General features: G+C 65.9%; 20 protein-coding genes. 15 read left to right on the top strand and 5 right to left on the bottom strand.

The genetic code is table 11. The annotated features are described in order from the left end of the window. Positions 1-27 precede the first annotated feature (27 nt). The gene (locus AC1DF4_RS09355) at positions 28-828 is read right to left on the bottom strand and encodes an IclR family transcriptional regulator (protein ID WP_476912630.1); all 801 of its coding nucleotides are present in this window, start codon (positions 826-828) and stop codon (positions 28-30) included. 122 nt (positions 829-950) lie between these two features. On the opposite strand from AC1DF4_RS09355, the gene AC1DF4_RS09350 reads away from it, so the two are divergent. The 13 genes from AC1DF4_RS09350 to AC1DF4_RS09290 all read left to right on the top strand — a co-directional run bounded on the left by AC1DF4_RS09350 (position 951) and on the right by AC1DF4_RS09290 (position 12,394). Then, entirely contained in the window at positions 951-1,454 is a 504-nt protein-coding gene (locus AC1DF4_RS09350) for a tripartite tricarboxylate transporter TctB family protein (protein ID WP_476912629.1), read from the top strand. Positions 1,455-1,456: 2 nt separating this feature from the next. Further along, positions 1,457-2,959, top strand: a complete 1,503-nt coding sequence (locus AC1DF4_RS09345) for a tripartite tricarboxylate transporter permease (protein WP_476912628.1) — start codon at positions 1,457-1,459, stop codon at positions 2,957-2,959. Between the two features lie 71 nt (positions 2,960-3,030). Beyond that, complete coding sequence (locus tag AC1DF4_RS09340; protein WP_476912627.1) at positions 3,031-4,035, top strand: tripartite tricarboxylate transporter substrate binding protein; 1,005 nt, start codon at positions 3,031-3,033, stop codon at positions 4,033-4,035. A gap of 36 nt (positions 4,036-4,071) precedes the next feature. After that, positions 4,072-4,701 carry an RraA family protein gene (locus AC1DF4_RS09335; protein ID WP_476912626.1) on the top strand — a complete coding sequence of 210 codons (630 nt, stop codon included), beginning with the start codon at positions 4,072-4,074 and terminating at the stop codon, positions 4,699-4,701. Between the two features lie 18 nt (positions 4,702-4,719). After that, positions 4,720-5,511, top strand: coding sequence for an NAD(P)-dependent oxidoreductase (locus AC1DF4_RS09330; RefSeq protein ID WP_476912625.1), 792 nt, complete (start codon positions 4,720-4,722; stop codon positions 5,509-5,511). Positions 5,512-5,587: 76 nt separating this feature from the next. Further along, complete coding sequence (locus AC1DF4_RS09325) at positions 5,588-6,925, top strand: TRAP transporter large permease subunit (RefSeq protein WP_476912624.1); 1,338 nt, start codon at positions 5,588-5,590, stop codon at positions 6,923-6,925. Positions 6,926-6,937: 12 nt separating this feature from the next. After that, entirely contained in the window at positions 6,938-7,195 is a 258-nt protein-coding gene (locus tag AC1DF4_RS09320) for a hypothetical protein (protein WP_476912623.1), read from the top strand. Then, the gene (locus tag AC1DF4_RS09315; RefSeq protein ID WP_476912622.1) at positions 7,192-8,181 is read left to right on the top strand and encodes a cyclase family protein; all 990 of its coding nucleotides are present in this window, start codon (positions 7,192-7,194) and stop codon (positions 8,179-8,181) included. Before AC1DF4_RS09320 ends, AC1DF4_RS09315 begins: the two co-directional genes overlap by 4 nt. Before the next feature lie 229 nt (positions 8,182-8,410). After that, the gene (locus AC1DF4_RS09310; RefSeq protein ID WP_476912621.1) at positions 8,411-8,899 is read left to right on the top strand and encodes a type II toxin-antitoxin system HicB family antitoxin; all 489 of its coding nucleotides are present in this window, start codon (positions 8,411-8,413) and stop codon (positions 8,897-8,899) included. Positions 8,900-8,989: 90 nt separating this feature from the next. Further along, positions 8,990-9,835, top strand: a complete 846-nt coding sequence (locus AC1DF4_RS09305; RefSeq protein ID WP_476912620.1) for a DUF4097 family beta strand repeat-containing protein — start codon at positions 8,990-8,992, stop codon at positions 9,833-9,835. A 38-nt stretch (positions 9,836-9,873) separates the two neighbouring features. Then, the gene (locus AC1DF4_RS09300) at positions 9,874-10,812 is read left to right on the top strand and encodes an ATP-binding cassette domain-containing protein (protein ID WP_476912619.1); all 939 of its coding nucleotides are present in this window, start codon (positions 9,874-9,876) and stop codon (positions 10,810-10,812) included. Next, positions 10,809-11,645, top strand: coding sequence for an ABC transporter permease (locus AC1DF4_RS09295; protein WP_476912618.1), 837 nt, complete (start codon positions 10,809-10,811; stop codon positions 11,643-11,645). The genes AC1DF4_RS09300 and AC1DF4_RS09295 overlap by 4 nt, the downstream gene beginning before the upstream one ends. Positions 11,646-11,719: 74 nt before the next feature. Beyond that, entirely contained in the window at positions 11,720-12,394 is a 675-nt protein-coding gene (locus AC1DF4_RS09290; protein ID WP_476912617.1) for a DNA alkylation repair protein, read from the top strand. Between the two features lie 50 nt (positions 12,395-12,444). Here AC1DF4_RS09290 and AC1DF4_RS09285 read toward each other — a convergent pair whose 3' ends face one another. The 4 genes from AC1DF4_RS09285 to AC1DF4_RS09270 all read right to left on the bottom strand — a co-directional run bounded on the left by AC1DF4_RS09285 (position 12,445) and on the right by AC1DF4_RS09270 (position 16,984). Further along, on the bottom strand, positions 12,445-13,791 hold the full coding sequence (locus AC1DF4_RS09285; RefSeq protein ID WP_476912616.1) for an MFS transporter: 1,347 nt from the start codon (positions 13,789-13,791) through the stop codon (positions 12,445-12,447). Positions 13,792-13,897: 106 nt separating this feature from the next. After that, positions 13,898-14,926 carry a zinc-dependent alcohol dehydrogenase family protein gene (locus AC1DF4_RS09280; RefSeq protein WP_476912894.1) on the bottom strand — a complete coding sequence of 343 codons (1,029 nt, stop codon included), beginning with the start codon at positions 14,924-14,926 and terminating at the stop codon, positions 13,898-13,900. Between the two features lie 137 nt (positions 14,927-15,063). Further along, positions 15,064-16,134, bottom strand: coding sequence for an NAD(P)-dependent alcohol dehydrogenase (locus tag AC1DF4_RS09275; protein ID WP_476912615.1), 1,071 nt, complete (start codon positions 16,132-16,134; stop codon positions 15,064-15,066). Positions 16,135-16,600: 466 nt separating this feature from the next. Further along, positions 16,601-16,984, bottom strand: a complete 384-nt coding sequence (locus tag AC1DF4_RS09270; protein WP_476912614.1) for a VOC family protein — start codon at positions 16,982-16,984, stop codon at positions 16,601-16,603. A gap of 134 nt (positions 16,985-17,118) precedes the next feature. On the opposite strand from AC1DF4_RS09270, the gene AC1DF4_RS09265 reads away from it, so the two are divergent. Then, positions 17,119-17,898, top strand: coding sequence for a phosphatase PAP2 family protein (locus AC1DF4_RS09265; RefSeq protein ID WP_476912613.1), 780 nt, complete (start codon positions 17,119-17,121; stop codon positions 17,896-17,898). Between the two features lie 10 nt (positions 17,899-17,908). Continuing rightward, complete coding sequence (locus AC1DF4_RS09260) at positions 17,909-18,646, top strand: DedA family protein (protein WP_476912612.1); 738 nt, start codon at positions 17,909-17,911, stop codon at positions 18,644-18,646.

Raw genomic sequence — 18,646 nt, 5'->3', positions numbered from 1 at the left:
CGCCAGTTCTTCCGTGAGGCGCTTCCGTTAGTAGACGGAGCCTTCGAGCAACTCCGACAGCCTGGCGGCGGCACGGCGCAGTTCCGGAATGCCTGCTTTGAGGCCGGCTTCGGTGGCTGTCTCTACGGGGCTGGTAAGGGCGAGGGATTCGCTGGGGCGACCGGCCCTGTTGGGGACAGCGACGGCGACGGAGAGGACGCCGGTGGCGCGTTCGTCGGCGGAATAGGAGTAATCGGCGCCGGGTTCGGGCAGGCGTGCGCGGAGTTCCTCGACCGTAAAAGTGGGGTCTTCGTGGCTGGCCGTGATGGCCGCGGCCACAACCTCCTTAAGTTCTTGCCCGGAAGCTGAGGCCAGCAAGATTTTGCCCGCGGCCCCTACCGTGAGGGGGAGTCGCTTGCCCAGTGGCAGGTCGTACCGAAGGGGCGAGTCACCGTCGATGCGTGCGACCAGAATTCTCTCAAAGCCCAGCCTGGTGTACAGCGATGCCGTGAGTCCCGTCTGGGAGGCGACCTGTTGAAGGATCGGTCGGGCGGCGACGACAAGGGGGTCGTTCTCGAGGTAGCTTCGGGCCGCTGGCAGGACGGCGGGCCCGATCCGGTAGGACTTGTCCGTCTGGCTGACCATGCCGAAGTCCTGCAGCACCCGCAGGATCCGCAGCGTGGTGGGCGGGCTCATGCCGCACGTCCTGGCCAGGTCGCTGAGCCGCTGGGGTCGTTCCGCGCGCTGGAGTTCGGCGAAGACCTCCATCGCCCTAGACAGGGAACGCATGTTGGAGGCCTTGGGGCTGTCGTCGGCACCGCTGGCCGAGTGCGTCGATGTCACCGTCATCCTTTCATTCTATGTAATTTGCTTGCGCTTGACAGCCCATGTGTCTCCTGTCACTATTTCTCTAGACGCAATGTTCTTTCATTGTATGAAATGGATGATCACGGAACGTAAGAAGGAACCCAATGACAACGGAGTCACTCATAACAAAACCCGAGAGCGCAGTCCGAGTTGCGCCCACAGTGTTGGCGGGTATCGGCGCGTTTGCCGCCGTCGGCGTTTATGTACTCTTCAGCTCCATCGCACTCGGGCTGTGGACTTCGCTCGGGCCGGGGCCGGGAATGTTCCCTTTCGCGATGGGCGCGGTGCTGGTCGCCATGTCGGTCATCTGGCTGGTCCAGGAGCTACGCCGCCCCAGTGAAACGGCCGAAGGCGTTGACCGGGGGCTGGTGATCGCCGTCGTCCTCAGCCTGATGATCCTCGCGGCAGTGATGGACCTGCTCGGCTTTCAGCTGAGCATGTTCCTGTTCCTCATGTACCACCTGAAACTGCGTGGCCGCAGAACCTGGGTTTCTTCGCTGATCATCGCTCTCGCCGGCAGCATCGGCGCGTTCTATGCCTTCAATTACGGTCTGAACGTGACGCTGCCGGTATCTGCCTTCCCCCTGCTGAACACGATCGGACTCTAGACGTGGATACACTCAACGAACTTCTCGGCGGCTTCGCCGCCGCCATGACCTGGCAGAACCTGATATTCGCCTTCCTTGGTTGCCTGCTGGGCACCATCATCGGCGTCCTGCCAGGCATCGGCCCCGTTGCCGGCGTCGCATTGCTCATCCCGCTCACCATGAACCTGGATGCGACTGGCGCCATCATCATGTTGTGTGCCATTTTCTATGGCACCGCGTACGGGGGAACCATCACCAGCGTCCTGCTGAACACTCCCGGCGAAGCAGCGTCAGCAATTACCACCATCGACGGCTACGCCATGACCAAGGTTGGCAAAGCGGGAGCTGCACTGACCATCGCCGCCGTTGGATCCTTTGTCGGCGGAACGATAGCGACAATCGGTCTGGTGGCTGCGGCCAAGCCTCTCGGGGAGCTGGGTCTGCTCGTCGGACCGCCGGAATTCTTCGCCCTGATGGTCGTCGGTATTTCCCTTCTCGTCGCCCTCGCAGGCAAGTCCATGGTCAAAGCGATCATCTCCGGCGCCCTGGGCCTGCTGATTTCCATGGTCGGCATCGACCCGGTTGCCGGCGCCCCGCGCTTCACGTTCGGCATGGACCGGCTCCTGGACGGTGTCAGCTTCGTAGCCGTGATTGTGGGTGTCTTCGGACTCTCGGAACTCCTTTCCCACCGCAAGGACTCCCACACCCCCACAGTGCACGCCCCGGGCCTGCGTTCACTGCTCCCCACGGGCAGGGAATGGCGGCGGAGCGCGCCGGCCATGGCCCGCGGCACCGGCATAGGCTTCGGTCTCGGACTCATCCCGGGTATGACCGGTTCCGTGTCATCCCTGCTCTCCTATGGCGCCGAAAAGAAGTTCTCGCGCCACCGCCACGAGCTTGGCAAGGGCGCCATTGAAGGTGTTGCGGGCCCTGAAACAGCCAACAACGCCCACGCAAACGCTGCGTTGATCCCGCTGTTTACCCTCGGCATTCCGGCCTCGCCGACGATCGCGGTGCTCATGGGAGCGTTCCTTCAGCAGGGGCTCACCCCGGGGCCTACTCTGTTTACCGAACACTCCGAAATCGCCTGGGCAATCATTGCCAGCCTCTTCATCGGAAACCTCCTCCTGCTCCTGCTCAACGTCCCCCTGGTCGGACTCTGGACGTCCATCCTCCGTGTTCCGTCATCGATCCTGACCGCAGTAATCCTGCTCTTCATGGTCATCGGCGCATACACCATCAACTTCAGCGTCTTCGACGTCTTCGTCATGATTGGTTTCGGACTCCTCGGTCTGGCCCTGCGGCACCTGGACATCCCGCTGGCACCGATGGTCCTGACCCTCGTGCTTGGACCCCTGATGGAACGCTCACTGCGCGAATCCCTCGAAATCTCCCAGGGCGACTTCGGCATCTTCGTCAACCGCCCCATCTCCGTGGTCCTCATCGGACTCGGCATTCTGATCGTCCTTAGCCCGCTGCTCAAGCTCCGCAAGCCCAAGGCGCTGACCGAAGACCCCGAAACCTAAGCCGCGAACAGCCCGACCAGCCGTTCGCACCCACTACACCAACCAAATCGCACCTTCAAAGGAGAAGAACCATGACCACTCGTACACGCATCGCAGCAGCCTTCGCGGCAGCAACACTCATCGCACTCACCGGCTGCGGCGCCAACGCCGGCGCCTCCACCAACGCCGGGGACGACTTCCCGAAAAAGGGCAAGTCCGTCGACCTCGTCGTGGCGTTCTCCTCCGGCGGAGCCGTGGACACCGCCGCCCGGCTCATCCAGCCGATCCTGGAAAAAGAACTCGGCACCAACGTCGAAGTCATCAACAAGCCCGGCGCCGGCGGACAGATCGGCTACACCCAACTGACGAGTGCCAAGCCGGACGGCTACACCATCGGCGCGACCGGTTCCCCGTCTGTGGTCGTCTCACCCCTGGATCCCGCCCGCGGTGCCAAATACAACCGCAGCAGCTTCCAGCCCCTCGGCCGGCAGGTCATCGACCCGACCGTCATTGCCGTACAGCCCGACAGCCCCTACAAAACACTCAAAGACCTCCTCGACGCGGCGAAGGCCAACCCGAAGTCCATGACCGCCAGCACCACCGGACTGCAGACCGGTGAACACTTCGCCCTGGCCCAGCTCCAGGAGACCACCGGCGCGGACTTCGCCCCGGTCCACTTCTCCGAAGGCGCCTCCCAGGCAACCACCGCATTCCTCGGCAAGCACGTGGACATCCTCGTCGCCAACGTCAGCGACGTGAACGACCTGACCAAGCAGGGCAAGGCCCGCGTTCTGGGCGTCATGACCGCAGAACGCGCACCTTCACTCCCGGACGTTCCGACGTTCAAGGAATCCGGCTACGACCTTGAAGCCGGAACCGCCCGCGGTTACTCCGCCCCGGCAGGGCTGCCCGATGCCGTGGCCAAGAAGCTCGAAGCAGCCATCCAAAAGGCCATCGAGGACCCGACCGTCGTGCAGAAGATGAACGACCTCGGCCTGCAGACCAGCTACCTCTCCGGCCAGAGCTACGAGCAGTTCTGGGCAGGACAGGAAGAGGACTTCAAGAAGGTCCTCCCGCTGGTCCAGAAAACCGACTAACCCACCTGCAAAGTCCGCCAAACGGAAGAATTCATCATGACAACCCCAGCCATTGACACCATCGACGCTGACTTCGTTCGCCCCGACCGGGACCTCGTGGAACGCCTCGCCAAACTGCCCGCCGCTAACATCGGCGATGCCATGGACCGCCTTGGCGTCGCACACTCGGCAATCCAGGCAATCTGGCCCGGAGCCCACCTCGCCGGGCCGGCATTCACCGTCTGGACCCGGCCCGGAGACAACCAAGGCATCCATCAGGCTCTGGGGTTGGCCCGCCCGGGAGATGTCATAGTCGTCGCCGGCGGCGGAGATGAGTCACGGGCCCTTCTCGGGGAACTTATCGGAGAACGCGCCATCAACCTCGGCATTGCCGGCTTCGCACTTGACGGGGCGGCCCGCGATGCCGAGGCCCTGGCCGAGATTGGTATGCCGGTCTTCGCACGCGCCACTACACCGGCCGGTCCCTTCAAGAACGGCCCCTCCCGCCTCGGAACACCCATCGCCTTCGGCGGCGTTCCCGTCCTTCCCGGCGACGTCATCATCGGCGACTCCGACGGTGTCGTTGTCATTCCCCGCGAACGGGCGGCCGCAGTCGCCGAAGCCGCGGAAGCAGTCTTCGCCGACGAAACCAACCGCCGGCGAGCCATCGTCGCGGACCGCCACTAGCAAGAGAGACACAAACTCATGACAGCGTGCACCGTCATCGGCCTCGGCGAAGCCGGAGCCGCCTACGCGGCGGCCCTCGTCGCCGCAGGCCACAGCGTCACCGGATTTGATCCAGTCGCCCCGTCCAACCCGGCCGGCGTCACCAGGGCAGCAACCGCGGCCGAAGCCTGCGTCGGAGCGGACGTCGTCCTTGTCCTTACCGGAGCGGCCGCCGCCCGCAGCGTCGCCCAGGAATGCCTGCCCGCGCTGCCTGCCGGGAGCTGCTACGCAGACTTCACTTCATCCTCTCCAGACGTCATGCGCGAACTCGGACAGCGGCCCGGCAAGGCAAACTTCGCCGACGTCGCCATCCTGGGACCTGTAGCCGCGCTGGGCGAGAAGACCCCCCTGATGGTCAGCGGGCCCGGTTCCCAGGCGGTCGCCGACCTCCTAGCCCCGCTCGGTGCCGACGTCGAAATCGCTGACGGGGAGCCGGGTGCGGCCATGGCCCACAAACTCCTCCGCAGCGTCCTGATGAAAGGCCTGGCCTCCGTAGTGGTCGAAGCCGTCACAGCAGGCAGAGCCGCAGGACTCGAACAGTGGATCCGGGGTCAGATCGCCGGGCAGTTGGCCGGCGACGGCCAGGCGGTCATCGACCGGTTCGTCACCGGCACCACAAAGCACGCCCTGCGCCGCTCCAAGGAAATGCAGGATACCGCGAGCTACCTGTCCGGCCTCGGAGTTCCAGCCGAAATGACCACCGCTTCTGCCGCGGCATTGGCCCGCATGGCCCGGGAAGCCGCTCCAACCCCCGCGGCCGCCTTGCGCTGACCGTCATCAGGCAGAATCGTCTACGGGAATCAATAATTAACCTACAAACCAGCGCCACCCCGTCAGGAGCAGCAGCATGATCGGCATCTGGGCCCTCGGCGCCTACTTGGCAGTCATCCTGCTGTGGACGACACTGCTCAAGCGCGGCGTCGGGGAGGCCATGATCCTAGGATTCCTGGTCGTCCTGCCGTTCACGGGGTTCTCCGCGGCGCAGATCGGCTGGGCCTCGCTGTACTCTGCGGTTACGGACGAGATCGTCTACGCGACCATGGCGTTCGTTTTCATGGGGTATCTGCTGGACACAACCGGGGTGCTGGACCGGCTCATTGACCTGCTGAACTCCCTGATCGGCGGTGTCAAGGGCGGCCCCGCCTGGGTCTCGACCGTGGCGTCGGCTGGGCTGGGCGGGGTGGTCCACAACCAAGCGGCGATCGCCGCGACCGTGGGTTCGGTGACCATCCCCTGGATGGAAAAGTCCCGGCTCGACAAACCCTCGGCCGCGACCCTCGTCGCCGGCAACGCCGGAATGGGTATCACCTTCCCCTTCAGCGCGTCGATGTTCGTCCTCGTAGGATCGGCCACGGTGGGACCCCTGCTGGACGTCAATGACCTCGTGCTGCCACTGCTCATCGGGGGGCTGTGGTGCTTCCTGCACCGGTTGATCGTCACCTGGCTGCTGGTCCGCAAGAGCGGAATGACCCCGTTGGATTCAGCGCACCGGGTAACGGTCCGGGCGGCGTTCGGCCGCGGTTGGGCGACGATGACGCTGTTCGTCGTCGTGGCCATCCCTCTGATCATCACCTCCGGCACTATCGCCACGGCACTCTCGGATTGGACCGGGGAAGACATCACCAAATCCGTCAGCGTTATCGTCTGGATCCCGGTGGTCCTGATCATCTCCGGCGCCCTCCTCGGCCGGAAAAACCTCCCGCGCAGCGGACGGGCCTGGTGGAGCCTGCTGCAGAACTCCGCCCCACGGTTCGGCATCGTCGGCATCACGGTCGTCTTCGCCTTCGCCGGAGCCAATGCCCTCGCCGCCACCGGCCTTCCCAATCAGATGACCGCCCTTCTGGACCAAATGAACCTGCCCCTGTGGCTCCTTGCCATCGTGATCGGGCTGATCGTCATCGCCGTCGCCGCCCCGCTGTCAGCGACGGCCACGATGGCCGCCGTCGGAACCGTCGGAGTCGCCGCGCTCGTTGCCGCCGGAGTCCCGGCGACAACAGCCGCCGTCGCCGTGCTGGTGTTCTCCTCCTGCGAAGCCGCCGTTCCCCCCGGAGGCGCGCCCCTGTATGTCGCCTGCGGCATCGCGGATGTGGACCCGATGAAAACCTTCTCCCGGCTGCTCACCCACTACGCCTTCCCCCTGCTGGGCATTGGTGTGCTCATCATCCTCGGCGTCCTGCCGATCTAAAGGAACCACGACATGAACAAGATCAGAAGAGCCATAGAAATCATCTTCGTCCTGACCCTTGCAGCCCTCCTCCTCGGCGGTGTCCTGTTCGTGGCAGGCCAGGCCCTGGCCCTGATCGCCGGCCAAGGCGGCTGGCTGTCGTTTTTCAGTGAATCCGTCAAGGCGCCGATGTGTATCGCGGCATCGATCTGTGCGGTCGCGGGGTTCTTTCTCAACTACAAGCGCTACCAGAAACATGAACAGACTCCCCACGAGGCAGCCACGCGATGACAGACAGCACCGAAGCCGGAACCTACCCGAAGTTCTCAGGTCTGCTGGAACGGGGCGGCAGGTTCGCCGGGACCTCCTGGGGCCTGTTTTCCGAACCGGACCGCGGAACACCTTCCTTCATCACGCACGACGCCATCCTGGAAGCCAGGAACTGCATCAGGACCGGAACGGTCTTTGGCCTTGACTACTCAGCCGATGCCTTCGACCCCGGAATGTCACTCAAACGCACCGCCCCGCGCCACAGCATCTACTCCTCACACCCGGCCCACCGGGACGACTACCTGGACGGGTACTACCTCCAAGGATCCACGCAGATCGACGGGCTCAGGCACCGACGCGCAGACGACATCGGCTTCTACAACGGCACGCCGGATGACCGGATAAGGGAAGGCACTCCGGACCTCGGCATCCAGGAATGGGCAGAAAACCCCATCGTCGGTAGGGGAGTGCTTGCCGACCTCGACGGGCACCGCTCCGGGCAGGGAAAACCGATCGACCATGCAGGCGGAGAGCCCCTCGATCTCGACCTGATCCAGGCGGCCTTGGATGCCCAGTCCCTGGCCATCCGCCCGGGCGACATCCTCATGCTCCGCACGGGCTGGTGCGAATGGTTCCTTGGCCTGACACCGGAGGATAAACAACGAACCCGCGACAGCCGCCGCGCCACTGGGATAGCCCAATCGCTCGACTTTGTGGCGTGGGCCTGGGACAACCGGATCGCGGTCATCGCCGCCGACAATTTTGCCCTCGAATGCCTGCCCGCCGTGCCCGAGAGCCCCTTCCGTCACTCCGCCCCGAACGACCAAGGCATGATGCACCAGCAGTTCCTCGCCAAACTCGGCATGCCCCTCGGTGAACTGTGGCGGCTTGGCCCACTCGCGCGCCACATGAAAACCACTGGCAGCTGGGAGGCCTTCATCAGCATCAAGCCGCTGAATATCACCGGAGGCACCGGGTCGCCCGCTAACGCCATAGCCCTGACATGAAACAAGGTAACGGCCGCGTCCCCGGCGGTCCAAAGGGATGGACGCGCGGGAATACCCGCCTACGCAGTCCTTCCGGGCGTTAGCTTGACGTAAAAATCCACTACCGGATCGCAGCCGAACTTTGGCCGGAGTGCCGATTCTGGCCGCGAGGTCACGATGCCGATCCGGGGGAGGGGTTGTGACACCACAAAGCCTTGACGTGACACCATCGTGGTGTCATTATGGTGGCATGGAACTCGGACAGTACGTCAGCGACCTGCAACGCCAGCTAGTGGATGCCGCGGAGAACGGCTCGGAGGACACCCGCGCCGCCGCCGAGCGGCTCGCCGCCGGACTGGATGCCGCCACGCGGCTCGTGTTGCTCGACGTCCTGTCGGCCGCGGCCGGCGAGATCACCCGGGACCTTGCGCCCGGCTCGGTGGACCTGCGGCTGCGCGGGCGCGACGTCGAGTTCGTCGTCACCCAGCCGAACACCGATCCTGACAACGACGATCGTCCCGCCGCACCCCTCGACCTCGACGATGCGAGCACCTCCCGCACCACACTCCGCCTGCCTGACGCCCTCAAGGCGCGGGTGGACGAGGCGGCCGCGGCAGACGGACTGTCCGTCAACACCTGGCTGGTCCGTGCCGTTGCCACCGCCCTCCAACCCAAGCAGCGACGATCCGCGCAGCGCACGCTGCGCACCGGCGACAACTTCGCGGGGTGGGCGCGCTAACCCGCCCACCCCAACCTCAACCAACCATCCACCAGCCACGCGAACCCCGCGGGGCCGGACGAACACACCCACAGAAAGGCAGACTTCGGCATGCCCACTTTCAACACCCCCGCCCCCATCGACCTCGCCATCAACCTGCAGGTCGGCGCGATCGACGTCTTCGCCGGTGACCGCGCCGACACCGTCGTGACAGTCTCGCCCACCAACCCCGCGAAGGCGGTGGACCGCCGGGGCGCGGAGGAGACCACGGTCGACTTCGACGGCCAGCGGGTCACCGTCAAGGGCCCGCGGCCACGGATCAGCTGGATCGGCCCCACCGAGTCGGTCGACGTCAAGATCGAGCTGCCGGCGGGGTCGCGGTTCACCGCCGAGATCGCGGTGGGCGGCGTGCGTACCGTCGGACGACTCGGCGCGACACGCATCAAAAGCTCGCTGGGCCGCGTGGATCTCGACACCACCGGCGACCTGTGGCTGCGCGCCTCGCACGGCAACGCGACCGTGGGTACCGCCGAGGGCGGAGTCGAGATCACGGCCGACCACGGTCAGATCCGGATCGGCACGGTCACCGGCGACGCCCTCCTCAAGGCATCGCACGGCAGCATTCTCATCGGGGAGTCCGGCGGCGACGTCGACGCGAAGCTCTCCTACGGCGACCTCGAGATCACGAAGGCGCTCGCCTCCGTTGCGGCAAAGACCGCCTACGGCAGCATCCAGCTGGGTGAGGTCTCAAGCGGTTCCATCCAGGTGGAGAGCGGCTTCGGCCAGGTCACCATCGGCGTGCGGCCCGGCGTTCCCGCCTGGCTCGACCTGTCCTCGAAGGACGGGCACGTGCGCAACGAACTCGACGGCGACCACGCACCCGGCGCGTCGGAACAAGCCGTCGCCGTGCGTGCCCGCACTCGAGCCAGTGACATCAGCATCCAACGCGCCCGGTGACCCCGGGCAACCAGCAGAGGGGAACGAATCACATGAACATGCCAGCGATCCAAGTCCGCGGCCTGCGCAAGTCCTACGGCCAGAAGCTCGTGCTCGACGACGTCCACCTCGCCGTGGGCGCCGGCACTGTCACCGCGCTGCTTGGCCCCAACGGCGCCGGCAAAACGACCGCCGTGCACATCCTGTCCACGCTTGTCCGGCCCGACGGCGGCACGGCGTTCGTGAACGGCTGCGACGTCGTCCGCGATCCGGGCGGCGTGCGCGCCGCGATCGGACTGACGGGCCAGTTCTCCGCGGTGGACAACCTGCTCACCGGCGAGGAGAACCTCCTGCTGATGGCCCGGCTGCGCCACCTCGGGGCGAAGCGCTCAAAGACCCGGGTGGCCGAGCTGCTGGAGCAGTTCGACCTCATCGACGCCGCCCGCAAGCCGCTCGCCACCTACTCGGGCGGGATGCGGCGCCGCCTCGACCTCGCGATGACCCTCGTATCGGCGCCCAGTGTCATCTTCCTCGACGAGCCCACCACGGGCCTGGACCCGCGCAGCCGGCACACCATGTGGGACATCGTGCGGAGCCTCGTCGCGGACGGCACCACCGTGTTGCTCACCACCCAGTACCTCGACGAGGCGGACGAACTCGCGGACCGCATCGCGGTGCTCGACGGCGGCCGCATCGTCGCCGAGGGGACGCCGGACGAGCTCAAGCGCCTGGTGCCCGGCGGTCACATCCGGCTCCGGTTTGCGGATGCCGCGGCGCTCGACGCGGCCTCCCGCCTGTTGGCTGAGTCCGCCCGCGACGACGCCGGACTCTCACTCACCGTGCCGAGCGACGGCGGGGTGGGCGCGCTGCGCACCGTGCTGGACCGCCTGGACACGGCCGACCTCGAGGTGGACGACCTCAGCATTCACACTCCGGACCTCGATGACGTGTTCTTCGCGCTCACCGGCCGGGCAGACCCGAAGGGAAACGCGTCATGACCACCATCACCGCCCAACGCAAGACGACCCCTGGCACCGGCTGGCAATCCCACGTCATCGCCGACGCCGTCACGATGCTCGGCCGCAACCTGCTGCACATGGTCCGCTACCCGGGCCTGTCGGTGTTCACCATCTTGGGCCCGGTGGTGCTCCTGCTGTTCTTCGTGTTCGTGTTCGGCGGCACCCTCGGAGCCGGCCTGCCAGGTGCGGATCCGGCCGGCGGGCGGGAGGCGTACGTCGCTTACGTGATGCCGGGCATCCTGCTGCTCACCATCGCGGGCAGCGCCGGCGGCACCGCGACGACGGTATCGATGGACATGGCCGAAGGCATCACGGCGCGGTTCCGCACCATGGCGATCTCGCGGGCGGCGGTGCTCGCCGGGCACGTGCTCGGCAACACCATCCAGGCGATGATCGCCGTCGTGCTGGTGCTCGGCGTCGGTCTGCTGATCGGCTTCCGCCCGACCGCCGGACCCGTCGAGTGGATCACCGCCGCTGGTCTGCTGGTGTTCATCTCGTTCGCCATCAGCTGGCTGGGGGTGGCGATGGGCATGCAGGCGAGGTCGGTCGAGACCGCGAGCAATCTGCCCCTCCTGCTGACTTTCCTGCCCTTCCTCAGCAGCGGCTTCGTGCCGACCGGGTCGATGCCGGAGTGGATGCAGTGGTTCGCGCAGTACCAGCCGTTCACGCCGTTCATCGAGGCCATCCGCGGGCTGCTGCTCGGCACCCCGCTGGGCTGGAGCCCGGTGCTCGCGGTCGGATGGTGCGTGGTGATTGCGGTCGCCGGGTACGCCTGGTCGATGGCGCTCTACGAGCGGAAGTCGGTGCGCTGAGCCCGTGTACGTTGCCATAGGCTGTCTACAGTGCCGGGCCGGTGGCTCGGCACGTGAATAACCGGAAGGATCCCATGTCCCAGACGACAGTCGCCGAGCTGATGGCCGAGCTGGCCGCCCTCGAGGACCCGAAGATGCGCGCGGTCAACGAGAAGCACGGCGATGACCACGGCGTGAATCTCTCCAAGCTGCGCGCCATCGCCAAACGCCTGAAGACGCAGCAGGACCTCGCCCGCGTGCTCTGGGCGACGGATGACACGCCCGCCCGGCTCCTCGCGCTGCTCATCTGCCGGCCCAAGGAGTTCGAACGCGGCGAGCTGGACGCCATGCTGCGCCAGTCACGGGCACCCAAGGTGCAAGACTGGCTGGTGAACTATGTGGTCAAGAAGAGCCCGCACGCCGAGGAGCTGCGTACGGCCTGGACCGCCGATCCCGACGCCGTGGTGGCCAGCGCCGGCTGGGCACTGACCAGCGAACGAGTGGTGAAGAAGCCCCAGGGTCTTGACCTTCCGGGCCTGCTCGACACCATCGAGGCCCAGATGAAGGACGCACCGGATCGTCTGCAATGGGCGATGAACATGTGCCTGGCCCAGATCGGGATCCAGCACGCCGCGCACCGTGCCCGGGCGATCGACATCGGCGAGCGGCTCGAGGTTCTCAAGGACTACCCGACCCCGCCGAACTGCACGTCCCCGTTCGCGCCGGCCTGGATCAACGAGATGGTGCGACGGCAGGGCGCCGCGGGCTGACCCACGGCTACGCGGACAACCAAGGCCTTCGCAGGACGCTCCAACAGCTGTCAATCGCGGGCGAGTGCTTCCTCGTCAGTAAGTTGTTGGTCCTCGGTCCGCACGCTTCTGAACTTCGAGCCAAGGAGCACCATGGAGGCCAGCAGAAGAAACGCGACGGAAGCCCAGAGCGCGGTACCGGCGCCCGCCATGGTGGCTATGAGCCCGCCCAGCGGGGCGCCGATGACAATCATTCCGCGGTTCACTGAACGCATCGTGGCACTCATCCGGGCGATCAGGCTGTCCGGGGTGACAGCTTGGCAAAATCCCATTTCGAGCGGTCCTTCGACGCCCATGGCCGCGCCAAAGAGCAGCTGCCCTGCGCCGATGAGAGCGAAGGCGGCCCATATCTCCCCGGTCCACTGCAACGGGGAGCCATACGATTCTCCCGTGCCTGTCGCACCGGCGACGACGGGCCCCAGGGCCACCAACGCGATCGCGACCGGCTGGGCCATCCGTGCCATCACCATTGTCCGGCCCGTACCCCACCGGTGGCCCACTCGAGTGGAAACTGTCGTGCCGATGACAGCCCCAATTCCGGCACACCCCATGACCAAGCCGAGACCGACGGCGCCCATACCAAGATCGTTCAGAATCACAGCCGGCAGGACGGTCCCGAGGATGGACGAGCCGATAAACCAGATATGGGTGCTGCACGCCAAGGGCGTCAGGTAAGAATGCCTGTAGACCCAGCGAAGGCCCTCCGCGACCTTCCGGTGAAGCCGCTGTGAGCTTCGAACCGGAGCCTGGGAAGGCCGCTGCAGGGTGAGGAGGACCGCGGCTGAGAGGAAATAAGAGACGGCATCCAGCAACAAAGCGAAGGGGGCTGTCACCAGTGCGACCAGGCCGCCTGCTACTGCACCTCCGGTGGTTTGTGCCACGGTATCGCTTTGCTGCAGCCGGGCATTGGCCTTGGTCAGCAGGGGCCTGGGGACCAGTTGCGGGAGGAAGCTCTGATGCGCGGCGTCACTTGTCAGCGCCAGTGTTCCAAAGGCAAAGATCAGGATTACCAAGGCCGGAATGGAAAGCAGGCCGGCCGCCGATGCCAGGGCCACGCCCGTCAGTATCAGGCCGCGGCCGAGGTCTCCGCCGATAAGCACTGTCCGGCGGGGAAGCCGGTCAATCCACACCCCCGCCACGAGACCGAAGAGTAGATACGGTGCCCACCGCGCAGCATTAACCAGTCCCTGGTCAAGGGCTGTCCCGTTCATCGTCGCCAGAATCAGGACGGAGAGGGCCACAGAAGTTATGTAAGTGCCGAAACCGGATACCGTCGAGGCCAGCCAGAACCGCACGAACGGCGGATAGCGGCGAAGCTTTGATTCCATAACGACGGAGCTGTCGGCAGAGACTCCCACCTATCCCCCCATCGTCGTTGGCCTACAGCATACCGACGGCTATAGGCCCCCTATGGCGCGCTCTCTTCTCGCGCGGCGGGAGGTCCCGCCGCCGTCCGCATCTGTCCTAGGCGGGTCCCGTCCTTTCCGGCAGAAGGACAATCTTTCCGAACGGCCCGCCGCCTTCGAGATGCCGGAGGGCGTCCTGCACCTGACCGGTGGAATAGGTGGAGTCGATCACGGGGACGACCCGGTGCTCTGCGATGAAGCCGGCCATCTCCTCGAACATCTCGCGGGAGCCGGTTTCAATGCCGTGGATCGTGACGTTCTTGGTGACGAACTCGTAGGTGTTGACCCGTGCAGCGGTCCCGGCGAGGAGGCCGATGAAGCTGATGGTTCCACCGATCCTGACCGCCCTGAGGGAGTGATTGAGGTTCTCGCCCCCAATCGTCTCGATGACGTGGTCAACCCCTTCTCCTGACGTGAACGCCAGGACCTGGCCCGCGAGGTCCGGCGTCTCGGCGTAGTTGACGGTGTGGCGGGCGCCAAGTGCCAGGGCCTTCGCGAGCTTTTCATCGCTGCTGGACGTGATGATTGGGATTCCGCCGAGCGCTGCGGCGAACTGCAGGGCGAACAGGGCCACGCTGCCGGTCCCGTGGATCAGGACGGTGTTGCCCGGCTGGACGCGGCTTCGCCTTCCCACGGCGTGCCAGGCAGTGGTTGCCGCGACGGGCAGGGTGGCGGCATGGATGTCGCTGATTCCCGGCGGGATTTCCGCGGCCTCGTCCTGGTGGACCGTGACGTACTCGGCCAGCATGCCGCGGTTGCGCGGGCCACCGGTCGGGTCCACGTAGGTCTCCCGGGTCAGCTGCCCGGTGTGCCACTTGGGCAGGAAGATCGGAGCGACGCGGCTGCCCACACTGAACCGGGTGACGCCGTCACCGGTTTCCACCACGGTGCCTGCGGCGTCGGAGAGCGGCACCACGGGGGCCGGGGGTTTCCAGCTGTCCCGCCCGCTGATCACCATCAGGTCCCGGTAGTTCAGGGAGAGCGCATTGATTCGGACCAGGATTTCCTCCGGGCCGGGGGTGGGCCGCGGCACCCGGGCGGGCTGCAGCTTGGCGATTCCGTCGCCGCGGGTGGTCCAGGCGGTCATGAGTTCCACGGTGCTGGGTCCATTTCTTGTCTGTTCGCGGGGGAGTGGTTGCCAGCACGGTACCGCCGGCGGGGTGCTGGCGATAGTCCCTGTTCCGGCTGCTCATGAGCACTGTGTCGGGGCTGGTTTCAGAATGTTCAGCGGTTTGGGGATTCGGCGGTGACCTGCACGATGACGTTGCCCCTTTTGCGGCCGGTATCCACGTAGCGGTGGGCCTGTCCGATCTCGGCAAGCGGGTAGGTCCGGTCGATGACGGCCGTGTAGCGGCCGTCTTCCGCGAGGCGGACGAGGGCGGCCAGGTCTTCCGCGGTGTAGTTGAGCTTGAGATCGCCGGCGGTGACGAGCTTTCCGCTTCGGCGGCTGTTGCCGGGTGCCTGCAGCATCCCCTTGAGGTCGGCGATGACCAGAAGCAGTGCACCCCCGGGGTTCAGGCTGGAGGCGACCCGGCTGAAGGGGGCATTGCCGACGCAGTCCATGATCACGTCGTAGCTCCGGCCCCCGGCGGTGAAGTCCTCAGCGGTGTAGTCGATCACGCGGTCTGCGCCGAGGGAGGTCAGCAGCCCGCTGTTTCCGCCGCTGCAGACGGCGGTGACATGGGCGCCGAGGTGTTTGGCGAGCTGCACCGCAGCCGTGCCCACTGCACCGGAGGCCCCGTTGATGAGGACGGTCCGGCCGGGTTCGACGGCGGCGCGCGCCAGGAACGCCTGGGCCGGAAGTCCGCCGAAAACAAGTGTGACGGCCTCCGAGAAGTTCATGCCGTGCGGTTTGGCGGTGATGGGCCCGTCCTGCCGGACTGTCACGTAGTCCGCATGGCCGCCGAACTTGGCCCCCAGCATGGCCACCACCTCATCGCCGACCCGGAACTTGCTCGCGTCCGAACCCGTGGCCTCGACAACGCCGGCAACGTCCATCCCCAGAATCCTGCGCCGCGGCCTGACGACGCCAAGCGCCAGGGCGGAGAGGACCTGCAGCCCGGCCGGGACGGTGCGGCTGCGCGCCCGGCGGTCGGCTGCGCTGAGCGTGCTGGCGTGAACCCTGATCAGGACCTCGTCCGGACGCGGCGAGGGCTTCGGGACCTCCTCGATGCAGACCACCTCCGGGCCGCCAAAACGGCGGTAGGTTGCCGCCCTCATCGCGACGCCCGGGTAACTGCCGGCGTCGCCTGCGCCGCGCAGTTCGTGGTCACTGCCTGCCTGGATTGTGTTCACTTGAAGCTCCTCCACTATTGAAGTGTACGGCGTACACCTGTTGAGAAAAGACTAGAGTGTACGGCGTACACCTGTCAATGGTGGAAAGCTGAATGATTTCGGGGGGCCTTGGCTGTGACTTCGCCGAAATTTACTGTGAATCGTTCGCCCGTTCGTGCGGGGAGTCTGGTTGCCCGCGGCAAGCTGTTAATGACGTTGGAAATTGATCAGGAAAGCTGCACGGCGAGGGTGCCGTCAGGACGTGTCGCGGCGATTACGCCACCCGTGCAGGAGCCCACGGATCGGGGCGCATGAAATGAAACGTGCAATATCCACTCAGGCCAAATATCGCGCCATCGGAATCTACTCACTGGTTGCCTCTTTGCGGCCTTCAAGTCCACGAACATCAACCAGTACATCGCGATACCGGCCTACCCTTGATCTCAGGATCCCGGACGGGCATGAGGAAAATCCTGGACTGTCCTTTTTACTTGCGCATGACGGCCGGAGACGTCGCACCCTGGATGACCCAGCGGTTGCCGTCCGGGTCAGCGAAGTAGGCAAACTGCACCCCGCCCATGTCCTGGACCTCACTGATATCGGCGCCCCGGGCCAGGAGCTCGGCTCGAGTCGCACCGATGTCGGGCACGACGAGCTGCAGCCCTTCGAGGCTGCCCGGTGCCATGCTTGTCATTCCGGTTCCTATGACGACCGAAGCAGCCGAACCCGGCGGCGTCAGCTGCACCACCCGCATCCCGGGGATGTACTCAACATCGTGGTCAAGGACAAAGCCCAGCTTCTCGGTATAGAACGACTTGGACCGGTCGACGTCGGCGACGGGTACCTGCACAACTTCGAGGCGCATCTCCATGCGCCTCACAGTACCGCTGCGCGACCGGGATTGCTGCTGGATGGACCAGGTACTTCTTAAGCCATTCTTAAAGGCCGCACTGGAGAGTGGAAGCAGGCGCCGGACAGCGCCCATGCCCCGATCCGTAGGACTCCATGCCTGGACCAGCCCCTGTTGACCGCACGACAGCACCCCAGAATCCCGCCACACGTCAGGCTGCCCGCCCGCAGTTCTGGGCATTTCCGCAGGTCCGCCACTGGCCGCTATGGGGCGCACTGCTGTGCGCGGCAGTCCTTGCACTCGGAGTGGCGGCGCAGCTGGTGCCCGGCGGCAGCGCGGCCGAGCTCGTTGTCGACCAGGATCTCAGCCAGCACCACGCCGCATTACTGACCGACGTGGCAATGGTCCTGAACGTGGTGTTCGGCCCGGCGGCCGGCGTGATCCTGGTGGCCGCCGTCGCGCTTTACCTCTGGGTGGTCCGCCGCTCCCCGGTGAAGGCCGTCGCATTCGGCCTCGTCGCCTGCTCCGGCTGGGTGGCCAGTGAGTTCTTCAAACTCATCATCGCCCGCCAGCGGCCCAACCCCGCCCTGCTGTTCGATCCGCTTTCGCCCGAAACCGGCTCCAACAGCTTCCCCAGCGGTCACGTTTCCTTTGCGGTCGCGCTGGGATTTGCGCTGTACTTCCTGGCCCGCGGCACCCGCTGGGCCAAGGCCACTGCAGCTGCCGCTGGGGTGGTGGCCCTGGTGGTGGCATGGTCGCGGCTCTACATCGGGGTCCACTACCCCACCGATGTGGCAGCCTCCTTCCTCGCGGCGAGTGCGGCAGCGCTGCTGCTCGGAGGCCTGTGGAACCGATTCGCTCCGCGCATCATGGACCGGCTCCCGGCTGCAGCCTCGCCCCAAACAACCGGTTCCACCCGGTCCACCCGATCCTAAGGACCTGACCATGCACGGCATTTACGCTTCAGCACTCGCCCCGGCACTATCGGCCGCGGCCGGGTCCCCGTCCCTCCTTGACCCTGCGGGCCTGCTCGAGGGCCTGGGCCCGGCGGCGCTCGGCGTCATTTCCCTAATGGTGTTTATCGAATCCGGCGTGCTGTTCCCCTTCCTGCCCGGGGATTCGCTGCTCTTCACAGCAGGCCTCCTGCATGAGCAACTGCACCTGACGCTGCCGGTGCTCATCGGCGTCATCACCGCCGCTGCGGTGGCCGGCGACCAGGTCGGCTACATGATCGGACGCAGGTTCGGCCGCCGGTGGTTCAAGGACGACGCGCGGGTCCTCAAGACAGCGCACCTGACCACCACGGAGGATTTCTTCCGCCGCCACGGCGGAGCCGCCGTCGTCCTGGCCCGCTTTGTGCCCATGGTCCGGACGTTCGCCCCCCTCAGCGCCGGCATCGCCCGTTATGAGTACAAATCCTTCACGCTCTGGAACATCGCCGGGGCGCTGGCCTGGGGCTCGTCCGTGACGCTGCTGGGGACATGGCTGGGGCACTATGAGATCGTCGCCAACAACATAGACGTCATTGCCGTTGTCATGGTCCTTGTCTCCGTCCTGCCGTGGGTTATCCAGTTCCTGAAGCGCCGCCGCCGGAACCGCGGAGCAGCCGCCGAACCCGCGGCTGACTTCGGCGACGCCGCGGGTGATCTGCCGGCGGAAGGCATGGCACGGGAGAATAGCTGA

It is taken from the genome of Arthrobacter sp. 05N429 (assembly GCF_056397045.1).
This window is presented reverse-complemented; position numbering and strand designations above follow the sequence as displayed.

Coding starts and splice junctions, on each gene's coding strand:
- AC1DF4_RS09355 (WP_476912630.1), bottom strand. CDS start 828: ATGACGGTGACATCGACGCACTCGGCCAGCGGTGCCGACGACAGCCCC.
- AC1DF4_RS09350 (WP_476912629.1), top strand. CDS start 951: ATGACAACGGAGTCACTCATAACAAAACCCGAGAGCGCAGTCCGAGTT.
- AC1DF4_RS09340 (WP_476912627.1), top strand. CDS start 3,031: ATGACCACTCGTACACGCATCGCAGCAGCCTTCGCGGCAGCAACACTC.
- AC1DF4_RS09335 (WP_476912626.1), top strand. CDS start 4,072: ATGACAACCCCAGCCATTGACACCATCGACGCTGACTTCGTTCGCCCC.
- AC1DF4_RS09330 (WP_476912625.1), top strand. CDS start 4,720: ATGACAGCGTGCACCGTCATCGGCCTCGGCGAAGCCGGAGCCGCCTAC.
- AC1DF4_RS09325 (WP_476912624.1), top strand. CDS start 5,588: ATGATCGGCATCTGGGCCCTCGGCGCCTACTTGGCAGTCATCCTGCTG.
- AC1DF4_RS09320 (WP_476912623.1), top strand. CDS start 6,938: ATGAACAAGATCAGAAGAGCCATAGAAATCATCTTCGTCCTGACCCTT.
- AC1DF4_RS09315 (WP_476912622.1), top strand. CDS start 7,192: ATGACAGACAGCACCGAAGCCGGAACCTACCCGAAGTTCTCAGGTCTG.
- AC1DF4_RS09310 (WP_476912621.1), top strand. CDS start 8,411: ATGGAACTCGGACAGTACGTCAGCGACCTGCAACGCCAGCTAGTGGAT.
- AC1DF4_RS09305 (WP_476912620.1), top strand. CDS start 8,990: ATGCCCACTTTCAACACCCCCGCCCCCATCGACCTCGCCATCAACCTG.
- AC1DF4_RS09300 (WP_476912619.1), top strand. CDS start 9,874: ATGCCAGCGATCCAAGTCCGCGGCCTGCGCAAGTCCTACGGCCAGAAG.
- AC1DF4_RS09295 (WP_476912618.1), top strand. CDS start 10,809: ATGACCACCATCACCGCCCAACGCAAGACGACCCCTGGCACCGGCTGG.
- AC1DF4_RS09290 (WP_476912617.1), top strand. CDS start 11,720: ATGTCCCAGACGACAGTCGCCGAGCTGATGGCCGAGCTGGCCGCCCTC.
- AC1DF4_RS09280 (WP_476912894.1), bottom strand. CDS start 14,926: ATGACCGCCTGGACCACCCGCGGCGACGGAATCGCCAAGCTGCAGCCC.
- AC1DF4_RS09270 (WP_476912614.1), bottom strand. CDS start 16,984: ATGGAGATGCGCCTCGAAGTTGTGCAGGTACCCGTCGCCGACGTCGAC.
- AC1DF4_RS09265 (WP_476912613.1), top strand. CDS start 17,119: ATGCCTGGACCAGCCCCTGTTGACCGCACGACAGCACCCCAGAATCCC.
- AC1DF4_RS09260 (WP_476912612.1), top strand. CDS start 17,909: ATGCACGGCATTTACGCTTCAGCACTCGCCCCGGCACTATCGGCCGCG.